The organism is Microcoleus sp. Pol1C5 (genome assembly GCF_036701115.1).
In the GTDB taxonomy this organism is placed as follows: domain Bacteria; phylum Cyanobacteriota; class Cyanobacteriia; order Cyanobacteriales; family Microcoleaceae; genus Microcoleus.
On sequence record NZ_JAUBQE010000002.1, the window covers coordinates 223,552 to 242,461 of the forward strand.

Consider the following 18,910-nt stretch of genomic DNA (forward strand, 5'->3'; position numbering starts at 1 on the left):
AGTAATCGTGTCTGCGATTAACTACCGAGCACCGACCGACAAACATATTAAATTGATACCAAGCGCCCCATACGTGCTTCCTAGGGTTCACCCCTAGGTAGGCGGATACGGGGCGCGACAATCTCTCACTGAAGTTCATACCTCTCCTGGCAATTGCCCAATTCAGCAGCAATATCCCAGTATAGTCCATACATCCGAGCGTATTTAACCAGTCCAATTAAACTGGTGTAAGCACCGATTGCGACTAAATAAAGAAATGCCACGATTGGATAAAATCGACTCCAAAAGCTGATAAAAACGACTCGGTGCCCAGCTAGACAGCATCCGAGCATACTTGGCACTTTTCTTCCTTAACTGTGCTTTCTTACCAGTAAAATCTAAGGATTCGCAAACAATCAGACAAGCGAAGGCAGTAGCTAATTCAGCTAGCTGCAAGATGGCATCTACAATTTGAGGATCTTGTTTGCCATGAGGTAAACCCCTTCTATTAGTTGGCAAGTACGGCCTGGTTCAGCGTCGCAGCCAGTGCCCGTGCCTGCTCGCGCAGTTCTGGGACAGCAATCGTTTCCCATAAATCACCTCTGCGCGGGGTACCCAAAGTATAGAGCAGACTTGAGCGCTTGCCCCGAGCATCTAATACGGCACCATCAGCAGCAGTATCCAATCCCAAACCGATGTCGTTGGGGCGGATCAACCCTCGGCCGCGCAAATTGGCGATCGGCGGTTGGGGCAATTGGCGATAATCTATTTTTACCCCTGTGCAATTCACCGCGCGGCTGACCTGCAAGACCCGATTCGTTTGCGTTTGGCGATCGCGAACCGTAACAGCCACCCCATCAGGTGCTGCTTGATAGTCCTGAATGCGGCCTGCGGTAACAGTCAGTTGCCCTGATTCCAGCATTGCCCGGACAACATCCCCCATTTCAGGGGCAATCCGATGCCGGTGCACATCCCAATAGGGGGTGGCATGGCGCAAAAACCGTCGCTGCTCGACGCGGCCGAGTTGTTGCCACAGTTGCTGGGTGATGGGGCGCAGGGAATCGATCGCCGATCGCCAGTCGTAGCCCTGCTGGGCCGCCGTCTGCACCTCACTCCGAATGCACCGCAGCAAGCCCCGAATCGTTTTGGGCGCGGTGTCTGGGGTCAAAAAGGCGGGATAGGGTTTGGTCGATCGATGCGTCAGCGGCAACAAGCCCCGGCGAGACACGGCGTAAATTTTGCCTTGATGGTGGCGCGAGTGGAGCGACACCGCCATATCCATCATTGTCAGTCCAGTGCCAATCAGCAACACCGGCGCATCAAGCTCAAGCCCTGCCAAGGCCGAAGCTGACCAGGCATGGCGGAGGTAGGGGGTGTCATCGTCTTTAGTTTGCGATGCAGTGGGAACTGCTGGCGCGTTTCCCACTGCCAGCACAATTTTGTCTGCCACGAAAGCACGGCCGCTCCGCAGGGAGACGATCGCACATGAGGCTTGTGGCTCCACTGCCACCACTTCATCGATGACGCGCTTGAGCCGAACCTTACTCGATGCCGCGGCTTCAGCTTCCTCCAGAATCGACTGAATGTAAAGCCCGTAGATATGACGGGGAATGAAACTGCTGGCGTCCAGGTCATTGGGCAGGAATGCCGCCAATTCGCTGCGGTTATAGTCCAGCCAGCGCAGCAGATGGCCGGCATCGTCGGAAAAGGCACTCATCTTGCCTGCAGATACATTCAGCAAATGGCTGGTGTCATCGGTGCTGTATGCAATTCCCCTGCCAATCTCGTGACTGCGATCGATCAGCTGGATCAGCAGGGGTCGGTTGGCTGTTTTCAACAGGTGAACCGCTACGAGACAACCACTAAAGCCAGCACCGACGATCGCGATCGTTGTTATAGGATCGGAAGTCAGCATTTTAGGAACACTATCAGCATCAAATAGAAGAGGAATGTATTTATTTTTAAGACATCGGATATATGAAAATATATCGCTGCTTCTGTCTCCAACACTTACCCACAACCGGGAATTTTTAATTACCTGGTTTCCAAACTACTTCTTCAACTTTTAGCTGCTTGGGAATTAAGCCGAGTTCAAAAAAAGTATCCGCAATTTCCTGTTGCTCGGCAACCATATCAGCTTGGATCGGTTCAAATCCATAACTCCGCCGTCGCGTCACTACATCTAAGATAGAAACATCAATTTTCAGAATGGGAGCGAGAATCTTGACTACTTCTGTGGGATTCGCATCCGCCCAAGCCGCTACTGCTTGAGTTTCTTCTCTAATTGCCTCAATAATTTTGAAATTAGACTGAGCAAATGAGCGATTAGCTAAGTAAAAATCTCGGTTAGCTGCTAGTCCTTTACTATCTTTAACAACACGAACATCTCTTGGCGCTTGAGCTGCTGCATAAAACGGGTCCCAAATTACCCAAGCATCTACATTACCTTGTTGGAAGGCAGCTCTGGCATCGGCTGGTGTCAGGTTGACAGGCTCAATCTCAGTCCATTTTATCCCTGCGGATTTCAGTGCTTTTGCTAACAGGTAATTGGCGCTTGAACCTTTTGTAAAAGCTATTTTCTTACCCCGCAAATCTGCAAGGGTTTGAATTGCCGAATTAGCAGGAACTAAAATACCTGAACTGCGGTCTTTGGGGGCGCTTCCGCCAATGTAAAGCAGGGGTGCGTTAGCAGCCTGGGCAAAGACTGGAGGAGCGTCCCCGGTGCGCCCGATGTCGATGCTGCCGGCGTTTAGTGCTTCCAGCATCGGGGGGCCTGACTGAAATTCTTTCCACTCAACGGATACACCTAGAGGCTGCAAGCGTTTCTCTAAGCCGCCTCTAGCTTTGACTAGCGTGAAGGGGTCTAATTTCTGATGACCGATGCGGACTACCTGAGCTTGAGCTGCTGCGGGGGAAGCGGCGGGGCTTGCAGAGCCCGTAGGGGTGGGAGTATTGCAGGAGGCGATCGCCCAATTTAAGCTGATTCCCAATAGAAATAGCGCTGCTAGGGAAAGGTGCGATCGCCATAATTGAGCAAGGAATGAAATCAGTCTTTTGAGCATAAACAATAATATTGCTTGTTGGTAACTTTCCGATCAGAGACTTCCAACTAATTCGGGTTTGCCAGTTTGCAGGGCACCAACAAACTCTTGCAATTGCGATCGCAATCTTTGTTCTGTTTCCTCTTCAAGTTGTACGCTTGTTTCGTCATAACTTTGGATCTGCGTGTCTAAAACATAGACACCAGCCAAGATATGACTAGCGCCCAGCTCGGATAACACTGGTTTGAGGGCGTAGTTAATTGCTAATAAGTGACCCAGCGTACCTCCGGTGGCTATGGGGAGAATAACTTTACCAGCTAAACTCTTCTGCGGTAGCAAATCTAAGTAAGCTTTGAGTACGCCTGTGTAGGCTGCTTTGTAAACAGGTGTGGCGATGATTATGCCCTTGGCTTCTACTACTAAATCATTGACTGCTTTTAAGTCTGGGTTCGCGAATTGTCCGTAAATTAATACCTCTGGCGGGAGATCGCGGACGTTGATATATGCCGTACTTAGTCCCTCTTTCTCGACAGCGCGGCGGGCGTATTCGAGCACCGCAAAAGACCGGGATGGATGAGACGGGCTACCTGCGATCGCAACAACATTAGGCATTTAATAGTCCTCCTATTTTTGACTCATTTAAAAATGAACGATTTACGGAATCGCTTATAACTACGGTAACTCCGTAGAATTACCGTAGTTTATAGTTAGTAAGCTAGCACGGTCAATTTTAAAAAGCAAGTAAGTTGAGATGTAAATTTTGATAACTCTTATACAAATTTTGGGCGATCGCGAATCTCGGCGGGAATCAACTGTCAGATTTTTTCTCCCAAATACAGCATAATCCCACCGGACTCAAAAACAGAACCTTTACAGCAAGGGGGTTTGCTTGTTCTTAAAAATTATTTATCAAAGTCGCAGAAGTTGGGCGAAAAATTATCTTGCTTTTTGGAGATACCTATGCAATAATCTTGTTTAATCACAATCTACTATAATTTGACTGATTTACAGTAGATTAAATTTAGAAATGCTAATCTGCTATTCACCAGCACCGGTGAGTAGGAGACGAATTGGCACTTGCTCAACAGCCACCTTTGACAGCGAAAAAGGTTTTGAGCCTGTGGCATAGATCGCGATATGGAGGTTTTTTAGAATGGAATCACCACTCTCAGGAATAGGTCTAGAATTAGTAGGACTCCAGAAGTCATTTGGAAATATTAAAATTTTGCGGGATATCAACATAGAAATAAATCCCGGAGAATTTGTAGCAATTGTAGGTCGCAGCGGATGTGGCAAAAGTACCTTACTGCGCTTAATCGCCGGACTAGAAGTTCCCACTCAAGGAACTGTCTTTCTAGATGGAAAGCCGTCCCGCAAACTTAACTCTAAAGTGACAATGATGTTTCAGGATGCACGGCTACTACCTTGGCAAAAAGTGGTGGCAAATGTGAAATTAGGGCTACTCACCGCCAAAGAAAACACGCACTACAAAGCGATGCAAGTCCTTCACGCGGTAGGGCTTGGCGATCGCGCCAACGATTGGCCGGCGGTACTATCGGGCGGTCAAAAGCAGAGAGTTTCTTTAGCAAGAGCCCTTGCCTGCGAACCTCATTTACTGCTGCTTGATGAACCCCTCGGCGCGTTGGATGCTTTGACTCGCATTGAGATGCAGCAATTGTTAGAAAATTTATGGCAAGAAAAAGGATTTACCGCGCTCCTGATCACTCATGACGTAGAAGAAGCAGTGGTGCTAGCTGACCGAGTTATTTTAATAGAAAATGGTCAGATTGCAATGGACTGTTCTATTGATATGCCGCGACCGAGGCAGAGAGGAAATGCTCTATTTGCTGCGAAAGTAGAGGCGATTTTACAGCGCGTTATGGGTCAAAAAGAAAGTAGCAAAGGTGCAGAGAAAGTTGCAATAGGTAGGTAAAAAAAACCCAACTATGTAAAGATAAGTAAATACGGATAACGGATCTACCAAGGTAACTCAGATATGGGCGCTCGTTTAATAATTTTTCTGACTGGCGAGCTCTTCGTCAGCCAATCCGATGCACCCGGATTTGAGATCACTCGCATATACTAAACTCCGATCGATACTTCACCGTTCCGCTGCAATCCTCCAAAGCTCCACTTTCTAACTCCAAAACCATAAAAGCTTCATCGGGCACATCATATTCACATTTCAAGCTCTTTCTACTAGCAGGAATGAACCCAAAACGCGAATAGAAATCTGGATGACCAAGCACAACCACTGCCTGAAATCCCGATCGCCTGCACTCTTCTAAACCGTGCTGGATCAACAGCGTTCCTATACCTTGGCGCTGATATTCGGGAAGAACTGCGACTGGCGCCAACCCCAGAATCGACAAATTCCTAGAACATTTTCCTTCGACGACAACCGGACTGAATAAAATGTGTCCGACAATGCGATCGGATTGTACCGCAACGAAGGAAAATGTAGATGCAATTCCCCGCAATCGCTCGACTAAGTTAGCCTCATTTTCTCGCCCGAATGCCTCAATATTAATGTTGCGAACAACTTCTACATCTTCGGGATTTTCGGTACGGATATCCATAGCTTAGATTAATCATTTTGTTGCCACTCTGGCAGACGAATTACTACAGAAACTCTTTTTATCTTTCGCGCCCGATATTAATTAAATTATAGCGCCCCTGAAGCCTTTTTCCTCTTTTTTAGTTATATATTTTTGGCAACCAATTATACAAAGACTTGCAGATGAATGCCAAATCGTCGCCAAAGTCGATCGCTTCCAATCTTCACGCCCGATTCGGAACCGCTTAACTGTCATTATTGCGGTACAAGCTGACCGGAAGACAATCGCTTAATGCCCTCCATCGCTTTAGTTTCTCCGGCTTTATCACCGCCCTCGCGGGCAATTTTTAAAGCTCCCTCATAGGATTCTAGAGCTTGAGGATATTGACCAAGACTTTCATAAATTGCGCCCATATTGTTGAGCAAGCGTCCGATACTTGTCTTGTCACCGATAGATTCTAACATCGGTATTGCTTGCTGAAAATAGATCAGCGCTTGAGTATCTTTGCCGAGTTTGCGAGAGGTAAGTGCCATGTTGTTGAGGAGGCGGCCGACGCCAGCCCGGTCTCCTATTTCCCGGCGAATTGCTAAAGCTTGGTGATAAAATTCCATCGCTCTATTAAAGTCGCCGATGTTGTAGTAGACGCCGCCCATGTTATTGAGGGTACGGCCTAAATCGCGCCGATCGCCCTCTTTGGTGCGAATCGCTCTGGCTTGCTGGTAAAATTCGATCGCCTTGGCGTAATCTACCTGTTCTGCGTACACGGCCGCGATGTTGTGGAGGGATTCTCCAATTTCAATTTGGTCGTCGGTTGTTTTGGCAAGTTCCAAAGCTTCTTGGTGCAGTTTCATCGCTTCGGAAAAATTGTCCCCAATCCGGTTAACGAAACCGATGAGATTGAGAGTGCGCGCGATACGACGCCCTCCGCTGATTTGTCGGTGAATGACTAAAGCTTGCTGCAGAACTTCCAAAGCTTTAGGCCTCAAACCCATTTCGCCATAAACTTCCCCCATATTATTGAGGGTTTCTCCGATTCCGGCTTGGTCGCCGAGTTGCTTGCGGATTGCCAAAACTTGCTCAAAAGTCTCGATTGCTTCTCGAAACAAACCCTCGCGGTGCTGTTTTACTCCTGTTTCAAAGAGTGCGTCTGCTTGCGTTTTGGGGTCAGTTGCCTGAGCGCGATCGCTCGCTTGGGCGCGCCTCGCATTTATAATTGGGCCATAAGCCCGGGCGTCTGAAATTGCCAGCAAGCTGAGTGCGGGCGATAAGAGAATACTTATAGCTGCGAGATAGCTGAAGTGATAAGAGCGGCAGTACACCGATCGAGTCCTCCAATAGCTAAGTGATAACTATTAAGATAGAGCTTTTTGGGGTGTTCCTGCCAAATTTTTTCTCAATCCCTAGGTTCTGACTGGGTTTTTGTCTTGCCAGACTGCCATAATCAGCGGTATATTGTTGAGAGCGGATATGAGAGCAATGTTTTTGCTGGGTGGAAGCGATGCTTTTTCAGAGCTTTGCAAGATGATGTCCTGTTGGTCTAGCGTGATCCAAGCAATTCCTGACAAAACTTGAATTTCTCGATGAGTTTGAGGCAATCTGTATACCTCGTTTTCCATCAGAATAATGCGATCTGGCGCTGCACATTCGGAAGATATTTGAAGCATAGCATCTCCTACTTGGTAATTGGTAATTGCTAATTGGTAATTGCTAATTGGTAATTGCTAATCGAGGGCTGTATGTCACTTCATTTCCATGCAACCCACACACTACTATTGGCAATAACGCCGATCGATCCAAGCGCGCATTTCATCATCTGTTGCCACGCAGGTAGAGCGACCCGTCGCCCGATCGCAACCGTGCCACCAAGTGTTACCATAGCGATCGCAAGTCTGCCAAATTCTCAGTTCGTCCTCACCAGAAATGAGGGAGAGGAAAAACTGCCAAATTTCCTTGATAGCTGAAAAGAGAGATGACCCTTTGTGTTTTTCGGATGGTTTAGCTCGATAGGCTCTCGAAAAAAACATCATTCTTCGGGGATTTATCCGACTTTTGTAAGTAGACATAGCCAACACCTTAAAGTGATAACTCCTACAAAAATTGCACCAATATAATTACAAAAAATAGCTTTTAGCTGCAATAACTTCATCGCAATTACAGCACAATATGGTTGTCGTGCAAGTTCTGTAAAAGTCTATATGTTACCTGATAAATTAACCTTAACTCGGCGGGAATTGACAATCAAAGCATTGCTTGCATAGATTGTATGAATAAAATAGATAGATCGACATCTCAGGCAAAAGGCTATGAATGAAATCAATACGCGGCGGATGAAACTCTCTCAAATTCAGGCTTTGATAGCTGTAGCAGAGTGTGAAAACTTTAGCGAGGCGGCTTTGCAATTGGAACTGTCCCAGTCAGCAGTCAGCCACGCCATCGCCTTTTTAGAAACAGAATTGGGAGTGCAGCTATTTCACCGGGGGCGACACGGTGCTCAACTGACGCCAGTGGGGGAAAGGGTTGTGAGTCACGGGCGTCAAATCGTGCGATCGTTAGAAATGATGCTGAAAGAAGCGGATTTAGAAAAAGGCTTGCAAGGAGGCCAGGTACGGATAGTTACTTTTCGGAGCGTCGCCACTCATATCTTGCCCGGTATAATTGTTAAATTTCGCGATCGCTTTCCCAAGATTGCTGTCAGCATTACCGAAGTTTATTATACCCAAGCTGTGGAAGAAGCTTTGCGATCGGGCAAAGCAGACATCGGCTTTGTCTCTCTTCCCATCTCCGATGAATTTGAAACTAGAGAAATTTTGCGAGATAAATATGTTGTGTTGCTGCCACCAACTGCCAAATTTTCAAGCGATAAGATTACCTGGGAAGAATTAGCAGCTTATCCGTTGATTTTGCAGCCTGCGGAAAATCCTTGTTCGATACCGCTGCGAAAATATTTGACAACTTCGGGGTTTCCCTTAAATATCGCTTACGAACTCAGCGAAGATTCAACTATTGTCAGTATGGTGATGCAAGGTTTGGGTACAGCAATTCTTCCCCGTTTGGCCGCGGAACCGATACCTAATTCGGTGAAAGTTTGCAGTTTGCCTGCGGATTTTGAAAGGGTAATTGGGGTGGCTGTTTTGAGGGATGGGTTATTGATTCCGGCCGTGTTTGCCTTTTTGGATTTAGTTAAAAGTGCCGCAGATGTTGATAGTGAGGGCGAGTTTCCGATTAATCCTTCATGAGAAACCTAAGTCAGTTGTTATTGATTATTGATTAGATGGGGATTTTGTTACCGCAGATATCAGCAGATGAACGTGGATGGGATTGTATCTGGGTTTATATGCTGATATCTGCGGTTTAAAAAAATCGCCTAACCAATAGTACGATCGCGGATTGCCTACTTCATGCGCTTAGCCACAAGACTAGAACTGTCGCCTTGGTGGAATTTGACTCGACCATCTACCGAGTTTTTATCCTTTAATTTGAGCCAACCGCTACCGGATGCAGGATCGCATTCGTCATTACCGTCCCATGTAAACTCAAATCGCCGATCCTTTCCATCTTTGACGACTTCGCCGTCAATTTCACCTGATACTAAACCGAATTGAAATTCTCCTGAACCTGTTTGATCGATCTTGATATACGCTTCAACTTCCATGTCTAAGTAATCACTATCCCACAATTCCATCTCCGCGATCCGCCATTTACCGCAATATTTCATTGCTTTTATCCTCCATTTGTGTTAAAGGAACAAAACCAATATAGTCGAAACAGTTACGCTCAAGCAGTACGCAAACGCTCAATATCCCGGATCGGCGGCGCACCGAACATCCGAGAATATTCGCGGCTGAACTGTGAGGGGCTTTCATAACCCACCTGATACGCAGCATTTGTGGCATCGGCGTTTTCGGCAAGCATCAGGCGACGTGCTTCTAATAGTCTTAATTGCTTTTGATATTGAAGTGGACTCATCGATGTCACTTGCTTGAAATGGTGATGAAAAGATGAAGGAGACATATTGGCTTGTCCTGCCAAATCCTCAACACGCATCGGTTTTACAAAATCAGTTTTAATCAGTTTGAGCACCTCAGCGATGCGCTGCATATTGCTGCCAGATGTTGCGATTTGGCGGACAGCTTCGCCTTGTTCGCCTATTAAAAGACGATAATAAATTTCGCGGATAATCATCGGTGCCAGGATAGGGATATCCTGCGGTGTATCCAAAAGTCTTGTCAGTCTGAGGGCGCAATCGAGCAACGGTGCATCGGCGGTACTGACGAACAAACCTCTAACAGAGTTTTCTTTCTTATTTGCACTTGGGTTTGTTTGGGCAGTAATAATGTCACAGAGTTGGCGTGGATCTAGATTCAGCTTGAATCCTAAATACGGCTTGTCTGGGGTAGCCTCTACAACAAATCCGTTAATAGGTAAATCAACTGAGATCACAAGATATTGAGCCTCGCCATAACGATAGGTTTCCTCACCCAGCAACGCTTCTTTTTGACCTTGAACGATGATGGCGAGAAGAGGTTCATAAACACCATGTAGTGCTGCGGAAACTGAAGATTCTCGCGTCAATTCCAGCTTATCTATAGCTGTTTTATGCAAACCGTTACCCTTGCCTTCAGTGTGCCGAGTTACTAATGCCGCCAATTCTTTACATTGATTAGCTATCGCATCTTGGTTTATTACTTGGTTGAGCATTTCAATTGCCCTGCTAGTTTTTTGATTGATTTAACCATTTCCTTTTGCTCATCATAGAGCATCTTGAGCCATTCAGAAAATATGGCTTTGGAGGATTAGGCAATAAATTGCGAGGTCTGTGTATTCAAAACCCTTGCTTTTACTCATAGGATGAACACATCTGAATGAAACAGTAAAAGGATAAGGCAATGACGAACAACCAGACAAAAATCGCATTGGTAACAGGGGCGAGCCGAGGACTTGGCAAAAATACCGCTTTGACTCTTGCCAGAAAAGGAGTCGATGTCATCGTGACATATCACAACAGCGATGAGGATGCCAAAAATGTCGTATCTGCGATCGCCGATATCGGAGCTCGAGCGGTTGCACTGCAACTGGATACTTCAAACACGAAAACCTTTGACGGTTTTGTGGAACAAGTCAAGCAGTCACTTCAAGATAAATGGCAGACAGAGCATTTTGATTTCCTCGTGAATAATGCTGGTATTGGGGTTCATGCGTCTTTTGCTGATACCACCGAAGATGATTTCGATCGCTTGATGAATATTCATGTAAAGGGCGTTTTCTTCCTCACGCAGAAACTTCTGCCTTTGATCAATGATGGAGGACGGATAGTCAATATTTCGTCTGGGCTTGCCCGCTTTGCTCTACCTGGCTATGCAGCTTATGCAAGCATGAAAGGAGCGATCGAAGTTTTGACCCGATACATGGCTAAGGAATTAGGACACAGACAGATTGCTGTGAATGTGGTAGCCCCAGGCGCAATTGAAACGGATTTTAATGGCGGTGCGGTGCGTGACAATCCTGAGATTAACAGCTTTATCGCTTCGCAAACTGCCTTGGGTCGCGTCGGTATGCCTGATGATATCGGCGGTGCGATCGCCGCTTTACTATCCGAAGACAACAGATGGGTGAATGCACAGAGAATCGAAGTCTCTGGCGGTCAGTTTCTCTAATTCAAACTAATCTCAACAGAAGGGAAATCATGAAGGGAAAGTTTTTAGCTTTAACCGTAGGGATAGTTTTAACTTTAACCATAGCGGGAGCAATTTTTATTGCTTCACCTATGGAAGCCCAAAAAACAGTTCCGCAACCTTCACAAACGCTGACACGCCAAGAGCGCGGCGAAAGAGTTGTGAATAGTCTTACGGGTGGAAAAGGACTACCACCCCATTTTGAACAGCTTCAAAGGGATTTCCCAGAACTTGCCGACATGACTCTCAAATATGCGTTGGGCGATATCTGGGCGCGTGAGGTGCTGGACAATAAAACCCGTCAGCTTATTTCTCTGGGGGGATTTGCCGCACAGGGCACGATGCCGCAGTTCAAACTTCATGCACAATATGCTCTCAATTATGGAGTTACACCACAAGAACTGATGGAAGTCATTTATATCACCACCGTGACATCAGGTTATCCCCGTGCCTTGATTGCAGCAGGAACTCTCAAAGAGCTATTCCAAGAAAACCAAATCAAATTCCCAGTAACATCACAAAAATAGGAGATTTCAATGTCTAACTTAAATGGGAAAGTCATCATTATCACTGGAGCCAGTAGTGGAATCGGTGAAGCCAGTGCTAAGTTGCTTGCTAAAAAGGGCGCAAAAGTTGTTTTAGGCGCACGTCGCACCGATCGCCTAGAAGCGATCGCCAAGGACATTCGTGCGGAGGGTGGAACAGTCGAATACCAGGCTCTAGATGTGACGCAACGCAGTCAAATGGAGGATATTGTTCAATTTGCCCAAAGTAAGTTCGATCGCGTAGATGTCCTGATTAACAATGCTGGCATCATGCCCCTATCCGCACTCGAACAACTGAAAGTTGAGGAATGGGATCGCATGATTGATGTCAATATCAAAGGTGTTTTGTACGGAATCGCGGCGGCACTTCCTGTGATGAAAGCCCAAAAGTCTGGTCAGATTATTAATCTTTCTTCAATCGGCGGACACGCGGTTTCTCCTACTGCTGCTGTTTACTGTGCTACTAAATTCGCCGTTAGAGCCATCTCAGAAGGCTTGAGACAAGAAGTTGGGGGCGACATTCGGGTGACGGTGATTTCTCCTGGAGTAACCGAGTCTGAGTTAGCCGAGAGCATCACTGATGAAACTGCAATATTGGGAATGCAAGAATTCCGCAGAATAGCTATTCCTGCTGCTGCGATCGCGCGATCGATTGTATTTGCGATCGAACAACCTGACGATGTTGATGTTAGCGAAATTATCGTCAGACCAACAGCAAGCCCTTACTAACGAAACAGGAAACTTCTCTCTTGAAAATACGCTGTGATGAAGCTCGTAATCTGGTGACTGCCAATGCCCAATTCGCTAGTTAGATTTCGCTATCTCTCTCACCCAGTTGCGGAAATTCACCTCCGCTTCTACCTCATCTAGCTGCGCTGCTGCCAAAAATTCGTAGAGCTTGGACTTGGGAAGTATCGCAAAAGTGGGGCTGACCGATACTTCCAAATACTCATCGTTCTCTAGCTTATAAATTCCCCATTCTCTACCATTGTAACGCCAAAATTCCGGTACTCCCATACTGGCATAGAGAGCCGGCTTGTTAATATCAGTATGGGTGATATCTATTTCTACGACTAGATCGGGTGGCGGATCTGTGGCTAAATCTACTGTACGACCGGCTACGAGGGGCTGATTTTGGATGTAATAGGCATTATCTGGTTCCGCACCGCGCTCTAAGTCCGATCGCTCTAAGGTTGTCGAACCCATTGTTTTGATTTTTAAACCTAGCTCTACTACCAAAATCCGAATCAAACGCTCGATTCAGCAGCTAGACAATTCGTGTTCTTCTAATGGCTTCGTAATTTATAAAATCCCTCGGTCGAATATCAATGTAGCTGCTCGTTTACCGCCCAAAATCTGTAGCAGTTGTTGATAAGCCTGCCAAGTAATATTTCTAAACACCACGCGCTGTTCGCCTATGGGTAACAATGGTGCGATCGGCGCAACAGAAATCATATTTTTTACTTCCAGCTATGAGATTTCTAAGATAACATAAGGAACAGGCAAGATGCCTGTTCCACAAATAACAAATTATTGATTGCGGAATCGGCCCCAGAACCCGTGCAAAGGAACAGGCAAGATGCTTGTTCCACAAATAACAAATTATTGATTGTGGAACGGGCACCTTGCCCGTTCTTAAAAATAGTCAACAAATTCTATTTGCTCTTATCTGTTCTCTGCCGCAAAATAAATTCAGCTAGTGCTAAATCGACGGGCGTTGTGACTTTCAAATTCGTCTCTTCTCCTTCGACAATTCGGACTGGTAAACCGCATTTTTCAAACAAAGCCGCATCGTCTGTCACTTCCCAACCTTTCTGTCGCCCTTCTTCGTGACACTGCTTTAACAATTTCACTTCAAATCCTTGGGGAGTCTGGGCAGCCCACAAATTGCTTCTGTCTGGGGTGTCTCGCACGATCCGACGCTCATCTACGACCTTAATCGTATCCTTGACCGGGACGGCGACAATCAAGCCTGGACAGGTCAAGAGGGCCTCTGCGGATCGATCGAACAATTCAGCAGTTGCCAAACACCTGGCGCCGTCGTGAATCAAGACTCGATCGGCATTGGGGGGCAAAGCCTGCAAACCGTTGTAAACTGACTCTTGCCTGGTGGCGCCACCTTGAATCAGTTCCACGGGCTTAACCAAAGATAAATCGCTCAGAATTGCTTTAAAATCAGGAAAATCGTCTGGCTGGCCCATGATGCCAATCCAGCTAATGTGCTGCGAAGCTTCAGCCGCAGCCAAAGTCCAACTCAGCAAAGGTTTTCCCAGCAAAGTCAGCAGCAGTTTGTTCCGCTGACTCCCCATCCGTCGCCCCGAACCCGCTGCAGGAATTAATAAGTGCATTAAGTAACCCTTCTTCACCCAACTAGGTATATATTAAGAGCGTCCTGTACTTTTGGGTCAGTTGTTTAGCTGTCAGCCAGTAGCTTTTAAAGTCTAGAAATACTATAAGCTGATAGTTGAGAGCCGATCTCTGAGAGCTACCTCGATCAATAATAGCCCGATCGTTTATGATGCGAATACTAGCACTTGTCCCTGGCGGGATTGGCGACCAAATTTTATTTTTCCCCACTCTTGATGACCTCAAGCAGTCTTATCCAGAGGCGCAAATTGATGTCATCGTTGAACCGAGGGCAAAGGGTGCTTACCGAGTCTGCAAATCCGTCAAAGAAGTCTTGACGTACAATTTTAAAGACCGCAACGCTCTGGCAGATTGGGGCAATTTACTGGGCGTAATTCGCGATCGCGAATACGAAGCAGTTATTTCCCTCGGCCAGCGGTGGACTGTAGGGCTGCTGCTGTGGCTGACCGGCATTCCGCAGAGAGTTGGGTATTCGGGAACCAACGGTGCTCGATTTCTCACCGCTGCCGTACCGCTAAAAACTGAACAGTACGCGGCTTCAATGTACCACGATTTGCTGCAAGGATTTAACATTACAAATCCTTGTCCGGCGATCGCAATTAATGTACCTAAACAGGACATTCAGTGGGCGGAAGCCGAACAGCAGCGGTTGGGAATCAAAGAAAGTGGTTACATTCTAATTCACGGCGGTTCGAGTCAATTAGCTGTGTCTAAAGGTATTGACAAAATTTACCCTACAGACAACTGGAAGCAAATAATTGAAGATTGTCAGCAGCGGCAGCCGAATTTGCCTGTTGTTGTTGTGAAAGGGCCCGAAGATGCAGACTTCGTGACAAAGTTAGTCGAGTCATGTCCGAATGTAAAAGTTATCTCGCCGGATGATGTCGGCAAGTTGGCTGCCACCATTGCTGCTGCTAATTTGATGATATGTACTGACAGTGCGCCGATGCACTTAGCTGTGGCGGTTCAAACTTATACAATAGCTTTGTTTGGCCCGACTGAACCGGCGAAATTGTTGCCAAAGAGCGATCGATTTTTGGGCATTAAATCTCCTACTGGCAAAATGGCAGACATCTCTCCTCAAGATGTTTTAAAGAAGGTTTGGGGCGGCTAAAAACAAGGATATCTAAGTCAGGACACGGCCGTGCCGTGTCCCTACAATTTAGCTGGTTTCGAGGCCAGGGGGACGAGGAAAGTCGGGCATCTAAAACTCGATGTTAGTCTTCCCAATCATCCATCATCTGCTGTCAGCCACATTCCGCACCCTCAACTTTCACCATCGGTTTTTACCTATTTTGATCGAGCTATAAAGCTCTAAAGTAGTATCCGGCAAATTTCCATCGAGAATTACTAGCAGTGGGTTTAATTTCTCAAACAATGCTAAACCAGTCTCGCCATCTGCGGCCGAATATACTTGATATTGATAATTAAAAAAGCGATGAATTAAATTGCGGATGGATGGGTAATCATCCACAACGAAAATCTTGGGAGTAGTATCGGTAATCATCACAAAAAACTTCCTTTCTGTTGTCAAGGGAAAACTGGCAATTTCAGAACAGCTTTAGTGAAGAGTAAAAGCCAGGTCGTTCCAACTAAATAGAGTTTTTTCGGGCAATTCTTCTTTCAGCTTGGTCTTGAGGTCAAAAGGCTTGCCCCAATCCCATATTTCGATCTCTAGGCGTGTGTTAAATACTGCGATCGCCAGTTCTATTTTCGGAGTTTCCAATGACCGATTTGTGTGGGCGTGGCGAACAGCATGGGCAAAACCCTCGATCGCAGCCAGTTTACAAAGCTGCAAAACTGCTTCGGGAATGGGTAGAGACTCTAACTGCTCGACCCAGCATAAAACTTGAGTAACCGCCTGGAGCTCGCTACTTACTTGAAGCTTTATTTTGTGAAATGGCATTTTGTGGAATGGCTGGTTATAACTTGGCTCGGATTGGGGATTGCGTTGCTCTTGAAGCCAGTTAAAGCTGTGTAAAACGTCGATCGCACGCTTAAGAATACTAGCTTGAGTGCTAGGTTTGTGTGGTACTAAAGGTGGCTGAAAATATTTTACAATTAACAGACAGTTTCGCCCCTCAGACGTGCGGGTATAACTTAGCTCATCGGCAATTTTGCCAATAAGTTTTATACCTATTTTTCCTATTTCATCGATTTCGCTAAAATCTTCGTCACGGTGCCAATTTTCTAAGTTATAGTTCATAACGGTTTCCTCTGCTAAATATTGAAGTTTTTTGTTTCTAGAGATATCCTACTGAGGCCAAAAGGAAGAATGTACGCCAGACAATGTGAGTTTTAATTTGCGATATGCCATGATTTTTAGGGTAAATCGGGCAGGAGATTAAAACCTATCTATCCTAGTCATGCAGAACTAATTAAAAAAGGATTTGCAGATATAGTAATCTTTGCTAAAACATAAATTGCAGCTCCTTTAAACCGAAAGTATCTTTTGCTTGGGATTGCTCAGGTGCCACTTTTTCGTGGCAAGTAAGAGGCTTTCCCCAATCCCAAATTTGAATTTCTATGCGTTCGTTAAAAACTGCGATAGCAAGATCGATCGGAGTGTTTGCTGGCATATTTTTGTGGTGGTGAATAGCATTGATAAACCCCTCCACCGTCGCAAGTTTACAAAGCTGCAAAACTTCTTCGGGAAGTGGTAGATTCTCTAACTGTTCGACCCACCATAAAACTTGAGTGACAGTGGCAACATCACTATTGAGTTGAAGAGTAATTTTTTGCAGTGGCTGGTTAGAACTTCGATCGGATGGGCTAGTTTTTTGCTCTTTCAGCCAGTTGAAAATGTTTAAAGTATCGGTCGCTCGCTTAAAACAATCAGCTTGAGTGCTAGGGTGAGGTAGTACAGGCTGAAAATATTTTACAATTAACAGACAGTTTCGACGGTCAGAAGTGTGGGTATAACTAAGCTCATCGGCAATTTGGCTAATAATTTTTATACCTATCCCAAGTGATGGGATTTCATCCATTTTGCTATTATCTTCGTCGGGGTGTGAGTTGCCGAATAAGTTAAGATTCATTTCTAGTGACCTCTAATGTTTATCAAACATTGCTTTTGTGCTTCTGATCAAATCATCGCATCACTTTAATTGAGTGAAGTTGACCAGAGGTATAAAGTTAGGTCTATTAGAGGTCGGTATAATCAAAGTATAGTCAAGGTATAATTAAACTACTGTCATGCAGAGTCCCTATCCTTCGCAAAGCTCACGACTGGCAAGCATTCCAGCCGTCTAAGAGATCTTTGGCAAGGCTCAAGATGATTTAAGTGCATGACGTGTAAGTTGTAATAAAGTTAAATTAGGGGTTAACCTAGATGGATTGGCAAGAATTCCTTAGAGGCGAATCTGGGACACATGGATTATCGATGGAACAAACCGAAACATTATTAGCAGCACTCTTCTCTCCTGAAAGAGCACCCCGCAATCAGGTAGAGCTTTCACTAGAATTAAGAATATCAGAAGCTACTGTAAAACAGCGGCTGGGAGTGATTTACAAGAAATTTGGAAATACTTTTCCTCAACTTCTTGACCAAAACGGTGCCGGCAAATTGGATATATTGTTTATAAAATTAAAACAGAAGTATTATCCAAAACCAGACCCAGTAGTTGCCCCCTACCCTGAAGAATTTAGATCGTTAATAGAAGAAAAAATTCGGAGGTTTTGCGGGCGCGGATTTGTTTTTGAGACTTTTCAGCAATTTATCACCGAAAATCCTCACGGTTATTTTACGATCGTCGGAGATGCGGGAATGGGCAAAAGCTCGATCGTTGCCAAATACGTGTCTGAACATAAATCTCCCTGCTATTTCAATATTCTCGTCGAACGCCGCAACAGACCCGAATTGTTTTTGAAGAGCATTCGCCGGCAATTAATTGACCGCTACCAATTGCCAAATTCAGAAGACGCCGATTTACCAACTTTACTGGCACAGGTGGCGGGAAAACTCACGGCGGGCGATCGTTTAGTAATTGCAATTGATGCACTGGATGAAGTCGAACAAGAACCGGGAGTAAATCTTTTACATTTACCGAAAAATCTGCCCAATAACGTATATTTTCTGCTGACGCGGCGACCCTATGCTTCTGATAAAAAGCAGTTGTTAGTAGATGTTCCGGTAAAAGAGTTAGATTTAAGAGAGAGCGAGTATGTTAATTTCAATCGGGAGGATATCAAAGAGTATATTCGGTATGCGATTAATACCGATACGGAGTATAAATATAAACTGAGAAACTGGATTCAAAATCGCAGCATTTTAGATACAACTTTTATCGAGCAAGTGGCAAACAAAAGCGAAAACAATTTTATGTATTTGCGCTATGTTTTGCCTGCAATTGCTAAGGGTGATTACAATGACTTGAGTTTAACGCAATTGCCCGATGGGCTGCAAGAGTATTATCAAAGCCATTGGGTGGGGATGCGGATGGAAGCTAATCCAGGGCAATTGATGGAGATTGCCTTGTATATTTTACTAGAGATTGGCACGGCGATTCCCTGCGAGATGATTGCTGGAATTGCCAAAGTGGATGAATGCGATGTGAAAAAGGTTTTAGAAGATGAGTGGGTTGAGTATTTGAAAAAGCAGAATGTAGAAGGAGAACTTTGCTATACCATCTATCATGCTAGTTTCCTTGACTTTCTGAAAGCAAAACGGGAGATGGATGCAAAGCGGAAAATTTTTCTGGAAGTAAATCAACGGATTGCTGAGTATTTAGAAAAGGGGATGGCGTGAG

General features: G+C 45.5%; 22 protein-coding genes and 1 pseudogene. 7 read left to right on the forward strand and 16 right to left on the reverse strand.

Annotation, left to right across the window (positions count from 1 at the left end; genetic code table 11):
* Positions 1-204: 204 nt before the first annotated feature.
* From QUA23_RS02015 to ssuE, 4 genes are all read right to left on the reverse strand, one after another.
* The gene (locus QUA23_RS02015) at positions 205-498 is read right to left on the reverse strand and encodes a hypothetical protein (protein WP_333075735.1); all 294 of its coding nucleotides are present in this window, start codon (positions 496-498) and stop codon (positions 205-207) included.
* Entirely contained in the window at positions 488-1,894 is a 1,407-nt protein-coding gene (locus QUA23_RS02020) for an FAD/NAD(P)-binding protein (RefSeq protein WP_333075736.1), read from the reverse strand. Before QUA23_RS02020 ends, QUA23_RS02015 begins: the two co-directional genes overlap by 11 nt.
* Positions 1,895-2,009: 115 nt before the next feature.
* Positions 2,010-3,041 carry a sulfonate ABC transporter substrate-binding protein gene (locus QUA23_RS02025; RefSeq protein WP_333075737.1) on the reverse strand — a complete coding sequence of 344 codons (1,032 nt, stop codon included), beginning with the start codon at positions 3,039-3,041 and terminating at the stop codon, positions 2,010-2,012.
* A 33-nt stretch (positions 3,042-3,074) separates the two neighbouring features.
* Positions 3,075-3,632: an NADPH-dependent FMN reductase gene (ssuE, locus tag QUA23_RS02030; protein ID WP_333075738.1), complete on the reverse strand. Its 558-nt coding sequence runs from the start codon at positions 3,630-3,632 to the stop codon at positions 3,075-3,077.
* Positions 3,633-4,173: 541 nt separating this feature from the next.
* On the opposite strand from ssuE, the gene QUA23_RS02035 reads away from it, so the two are divergent.
* Positions 4,174-4,953, forward strand: a complete 780-nt coding sequence (locus tag QUA23_RS02035) for an ATP-binding cassette domain-containing protein (RefSeq protein ID WP_333075740.1) — start codon at positions 4,174-4,176, stop codon at positions 4,951-4,953.
* A gap of 136 nt (positions 4,954-5,089) precedes the next feature.
* Here the strand turns inward: QUA23_RS02035 and QUA23_RS02040 are convergent, their stop codons facing one another.
* The 4 genes from QUA23_RS02040 to QUA23_RS02055 all read right to left on the reverse strand — a co-directional run bounded on the left by QUA23_RS02040 (position 5,090) and on the right by QUA23_RS02055 (position 7,641).
* A complete protein-coding gene (locus QUA23_RS02040; RefSeq protein ID WP_333075743.1) occupies positions 5,090-5,599 on the reverse strand; it encodes an N-acetyltransferase in 510 nt (169 codons plus the stop codon).
* A 233-nt stretch (positions 5,600-5,832) separates the two neighbouring features.
* Positions 5,833-6,897, reverse strand: a complete 1,065-nt coding sequence (locus QUA23_RS02045; protein WP_333075744.1) for a tetratricopeptide repeat protein — start codon at positions 6,895-6,897, stop codon at positions 5,833-5,835.
* 81 nt (positions 6,898-6,978) lie between these two features.
* Positions 6,979-7,242 carry a hypothetical protein gene (locus tag QUA23_RS02050; protein ID WP_333075745.1) on the reverse strand — a complete coding sequence of 88 codons (264 nt, stop codon included), beginning with the start codon at positions 7,240-7,242 and terminating at the stop codon, positions 6,979-6,981.
* Positions 7,243-7,347: 105 nt separating this feature from the next.
* Complete coding sequence (locus QUA23_RS02055) at positions 7,348-7,641, reverse strand: hypothetical protein (protein WP_333075747.1); 294 nt, start codon at positions 7,639-7,641, stop codon at positions 7,348-7,350.
* Positions 7,642-7,881: 240 nt separating this feature from the next.
* On the opposite strand from QUA23_RS02055, the gene QUA23_RS02060 reads away from it, so the two are divergent.
* Positions 7,882-8,814 (forward strand): LysR family transcriptional regulator, encoded by a 933-nt coding sequence (locus tag QUA23_RS02060; RefSeq protein WP_333075748.1) that lies wholly within the window; start codon positions 7,882-7,884, stop codon positions 8,812-8,814.
* Between the two features lie 155 nt (positions 8,815-8,969).
* On the opposite strand, the gene QUA23_RS02065 is transcribed toward QUA23_RS02060, so the two are convergent.
* Positions 8,970-9,293: a hypothetical protein gene (locus tag QUA23_RS02065; protein ID WP_333075750.1), complete on the reverse strand. Its 324-nt coding sequence runs from the start codon at positions 9,291-9,293 to the stop codon at positions 8,970-8,972.
* Positions 9,294-9,352: 59 nt separating this feature from the next.
* Positions 9,353-10,276 (reverse strand): AraC family transcriptional regulator, encoded by a 924-nt coding sequence (locus tag QUA23_RS02070; RefSeq protein ID WP_333075752.1) that lies wholly within the window; start codon positions 10,274-10,276, stop codon positions 9,353-9,355.
* A 188-nt stretch (positions 10,277-10,464) separates the two neighbouring features.
* Here QUA23_RS02070 and QUA23_RS02075 point away from each other — a divergent pair, with 188 nt between their 5' ends.
* The 3 genes from QUA23_RS02075 to QUA23_RS02085 are packed head-to-tail and all read left to right on the forward strand — an operon-like array spanning position 10,465 to position 12,524.
* Complete coding sequence (locus tag QUA23_RS02075; RefSeq protein WP_333075753.1) at positions 10,465-11,232, forward strand: SDR family oxidoreductase; 768 nt, start codon at positions 10,465-10,467, stop codon at positions 11,230-11,232.
* Between the two features lie 29 nt (positions 11,233-11,261).
* Entirely contained in the window at positions 11,262-11,777 is a 516-nt protein-coding gene (locus QUA23_RS02080; RefSeq protein ID WP_333075754.1) for a carboxymuconolactone decarboxylase family protein, read from the forward strand.
* A gap of 9 nt (positions 11,778-11,786) precedes the next feature.
* The gene (locus QUA23_RS02085; protein WP_333075756.1) at positions 11,787-12,524 is read left to right on the forward strand and encodes an SDR family oxidoreductase; all 738 of its coding nucleotides are present in this window, start codon (positions 11,787-11,789) and stop codon (positions 12,522-12,524) included.
* Between the two features lie 75 nt (positions 12,525-12,599).
* Here the strand turns inward: QUA23_RS02085 and QUA23_RS02090 are convergent, their stop codons facing one another.
* The 3 genes from QUA23_RS02090 to ispD all read right to left on the reverse strand — a co-directional run bounded on the left by QUA23_RS02090 (position 12,600) and on the right by ispD (position 14,143).
* The gene (locus QUA23_RS02090) at positions 12,600-13,046 is read right to left on the reverse strand and encodes a Uma2 family endonuclease (protein WP_333075757.1); all 447 of its coding nucleotides are present in this window, start codon (positions 13,044-13,046) and stop codon (positions 12,600-12,602) included.
* 51 nt (positions 13,047-13,097) lie between these two features.
* Positions 13,098-13,250 (reverse strand): hypothetical protein, encoded by a 153-nt coding sequence (locus QUA23_RS02095; protein ID WP_333075758.1) that lies wholly within the window; start codon positions 13,248-13,250, stop codon positions 13,098-13,100.
* 200 nt (positions 13,251-13,450) lie between these two features.
* Positions 13,451-14,143 carry a 2-C-methyl-D-erythritol 4-phosphate cytidylyltransferase gene (gene ispD / locus QUA23_RS02100; protein ID WP_333075760.1) on the reverse strand — a complete coding sequence of 231 codons (693 nt, stop codon included), beginning with the start codon at positions 14,141-14,143 and terminating at the stop codon, positions 13,451-13,453.
* Positions 14,144-14,313: 170 nt separating this feature from the next.
* On the opposite strand from ispD, the gene QUA23_RS02105 reads away from it, so the two are divergent.
* A complete protein-coding gene (locus QUA23_RS02105) occupies positions 14,314-15,276 on the forward strand; it encodes a glycosyltransferase family 9 protein (protein WP_333075769.1) in 963 nt (320 codons plus the stop codon).
* 204 nt (positions 15,277-15,480) lie between these two features.
* On the opposite strand, the pseudogene QUA23_RS02110 reads toward QUA23_RS02105, so the two are convergent.
* The 3 genes and pseudogenes from QUA23_RS02110 to QUA23_RS02120 form a co-directional block, all read right to left on the reverse strand.
* Positions 15,481-15,669: pseudogene (locus tag QUA23_RS02110) on the reverse strand (response regulator); the annotation flags it as partial.
* A gap of 54 nt (positions 15,670-15,723) precedes the next feature.
* Positions 15,724-16,368 carry an ATP-binding protein gene (locus QUA23_RS02115; protein ID WP_333075761.1) on the reverse strand — a complete coding sequence of 215 codons (645 nt, stop codon included), beginning with the start codon at positions 16,366-16,368 and terminating at the stop codon, positions 15,724-15,726.
* A gap of 205 nt (positions 16,369-16,573) precedes the next feature.
* Entirely contained in the window at positions 16,574-17,200 is a 627-nt protein-coding gene (locus tag QUA23_RS02120; protein WP_333075762.1) for an ATP-binding protein, read from the reverse strand.
* Between the two features lie 293 nt (positions 17,201-17,493).
* Here QUA23_RS02120 and QUA23_RS02125 point away from each other — a divergent pair, with 293 nt between their 5' ends.
* A complete protein-coding gene (locus QUA23_RS02125) occupies positions 17,494-18,909 on the forward strand; it encodes an NACHT domain-containing protein (RefSeq protein WP_333075764.1) in 1,416 nt (471 codons plus the stop codon).
* The last annotated feature ends 1 nt before the right edge of the window (position 18,910 follow it).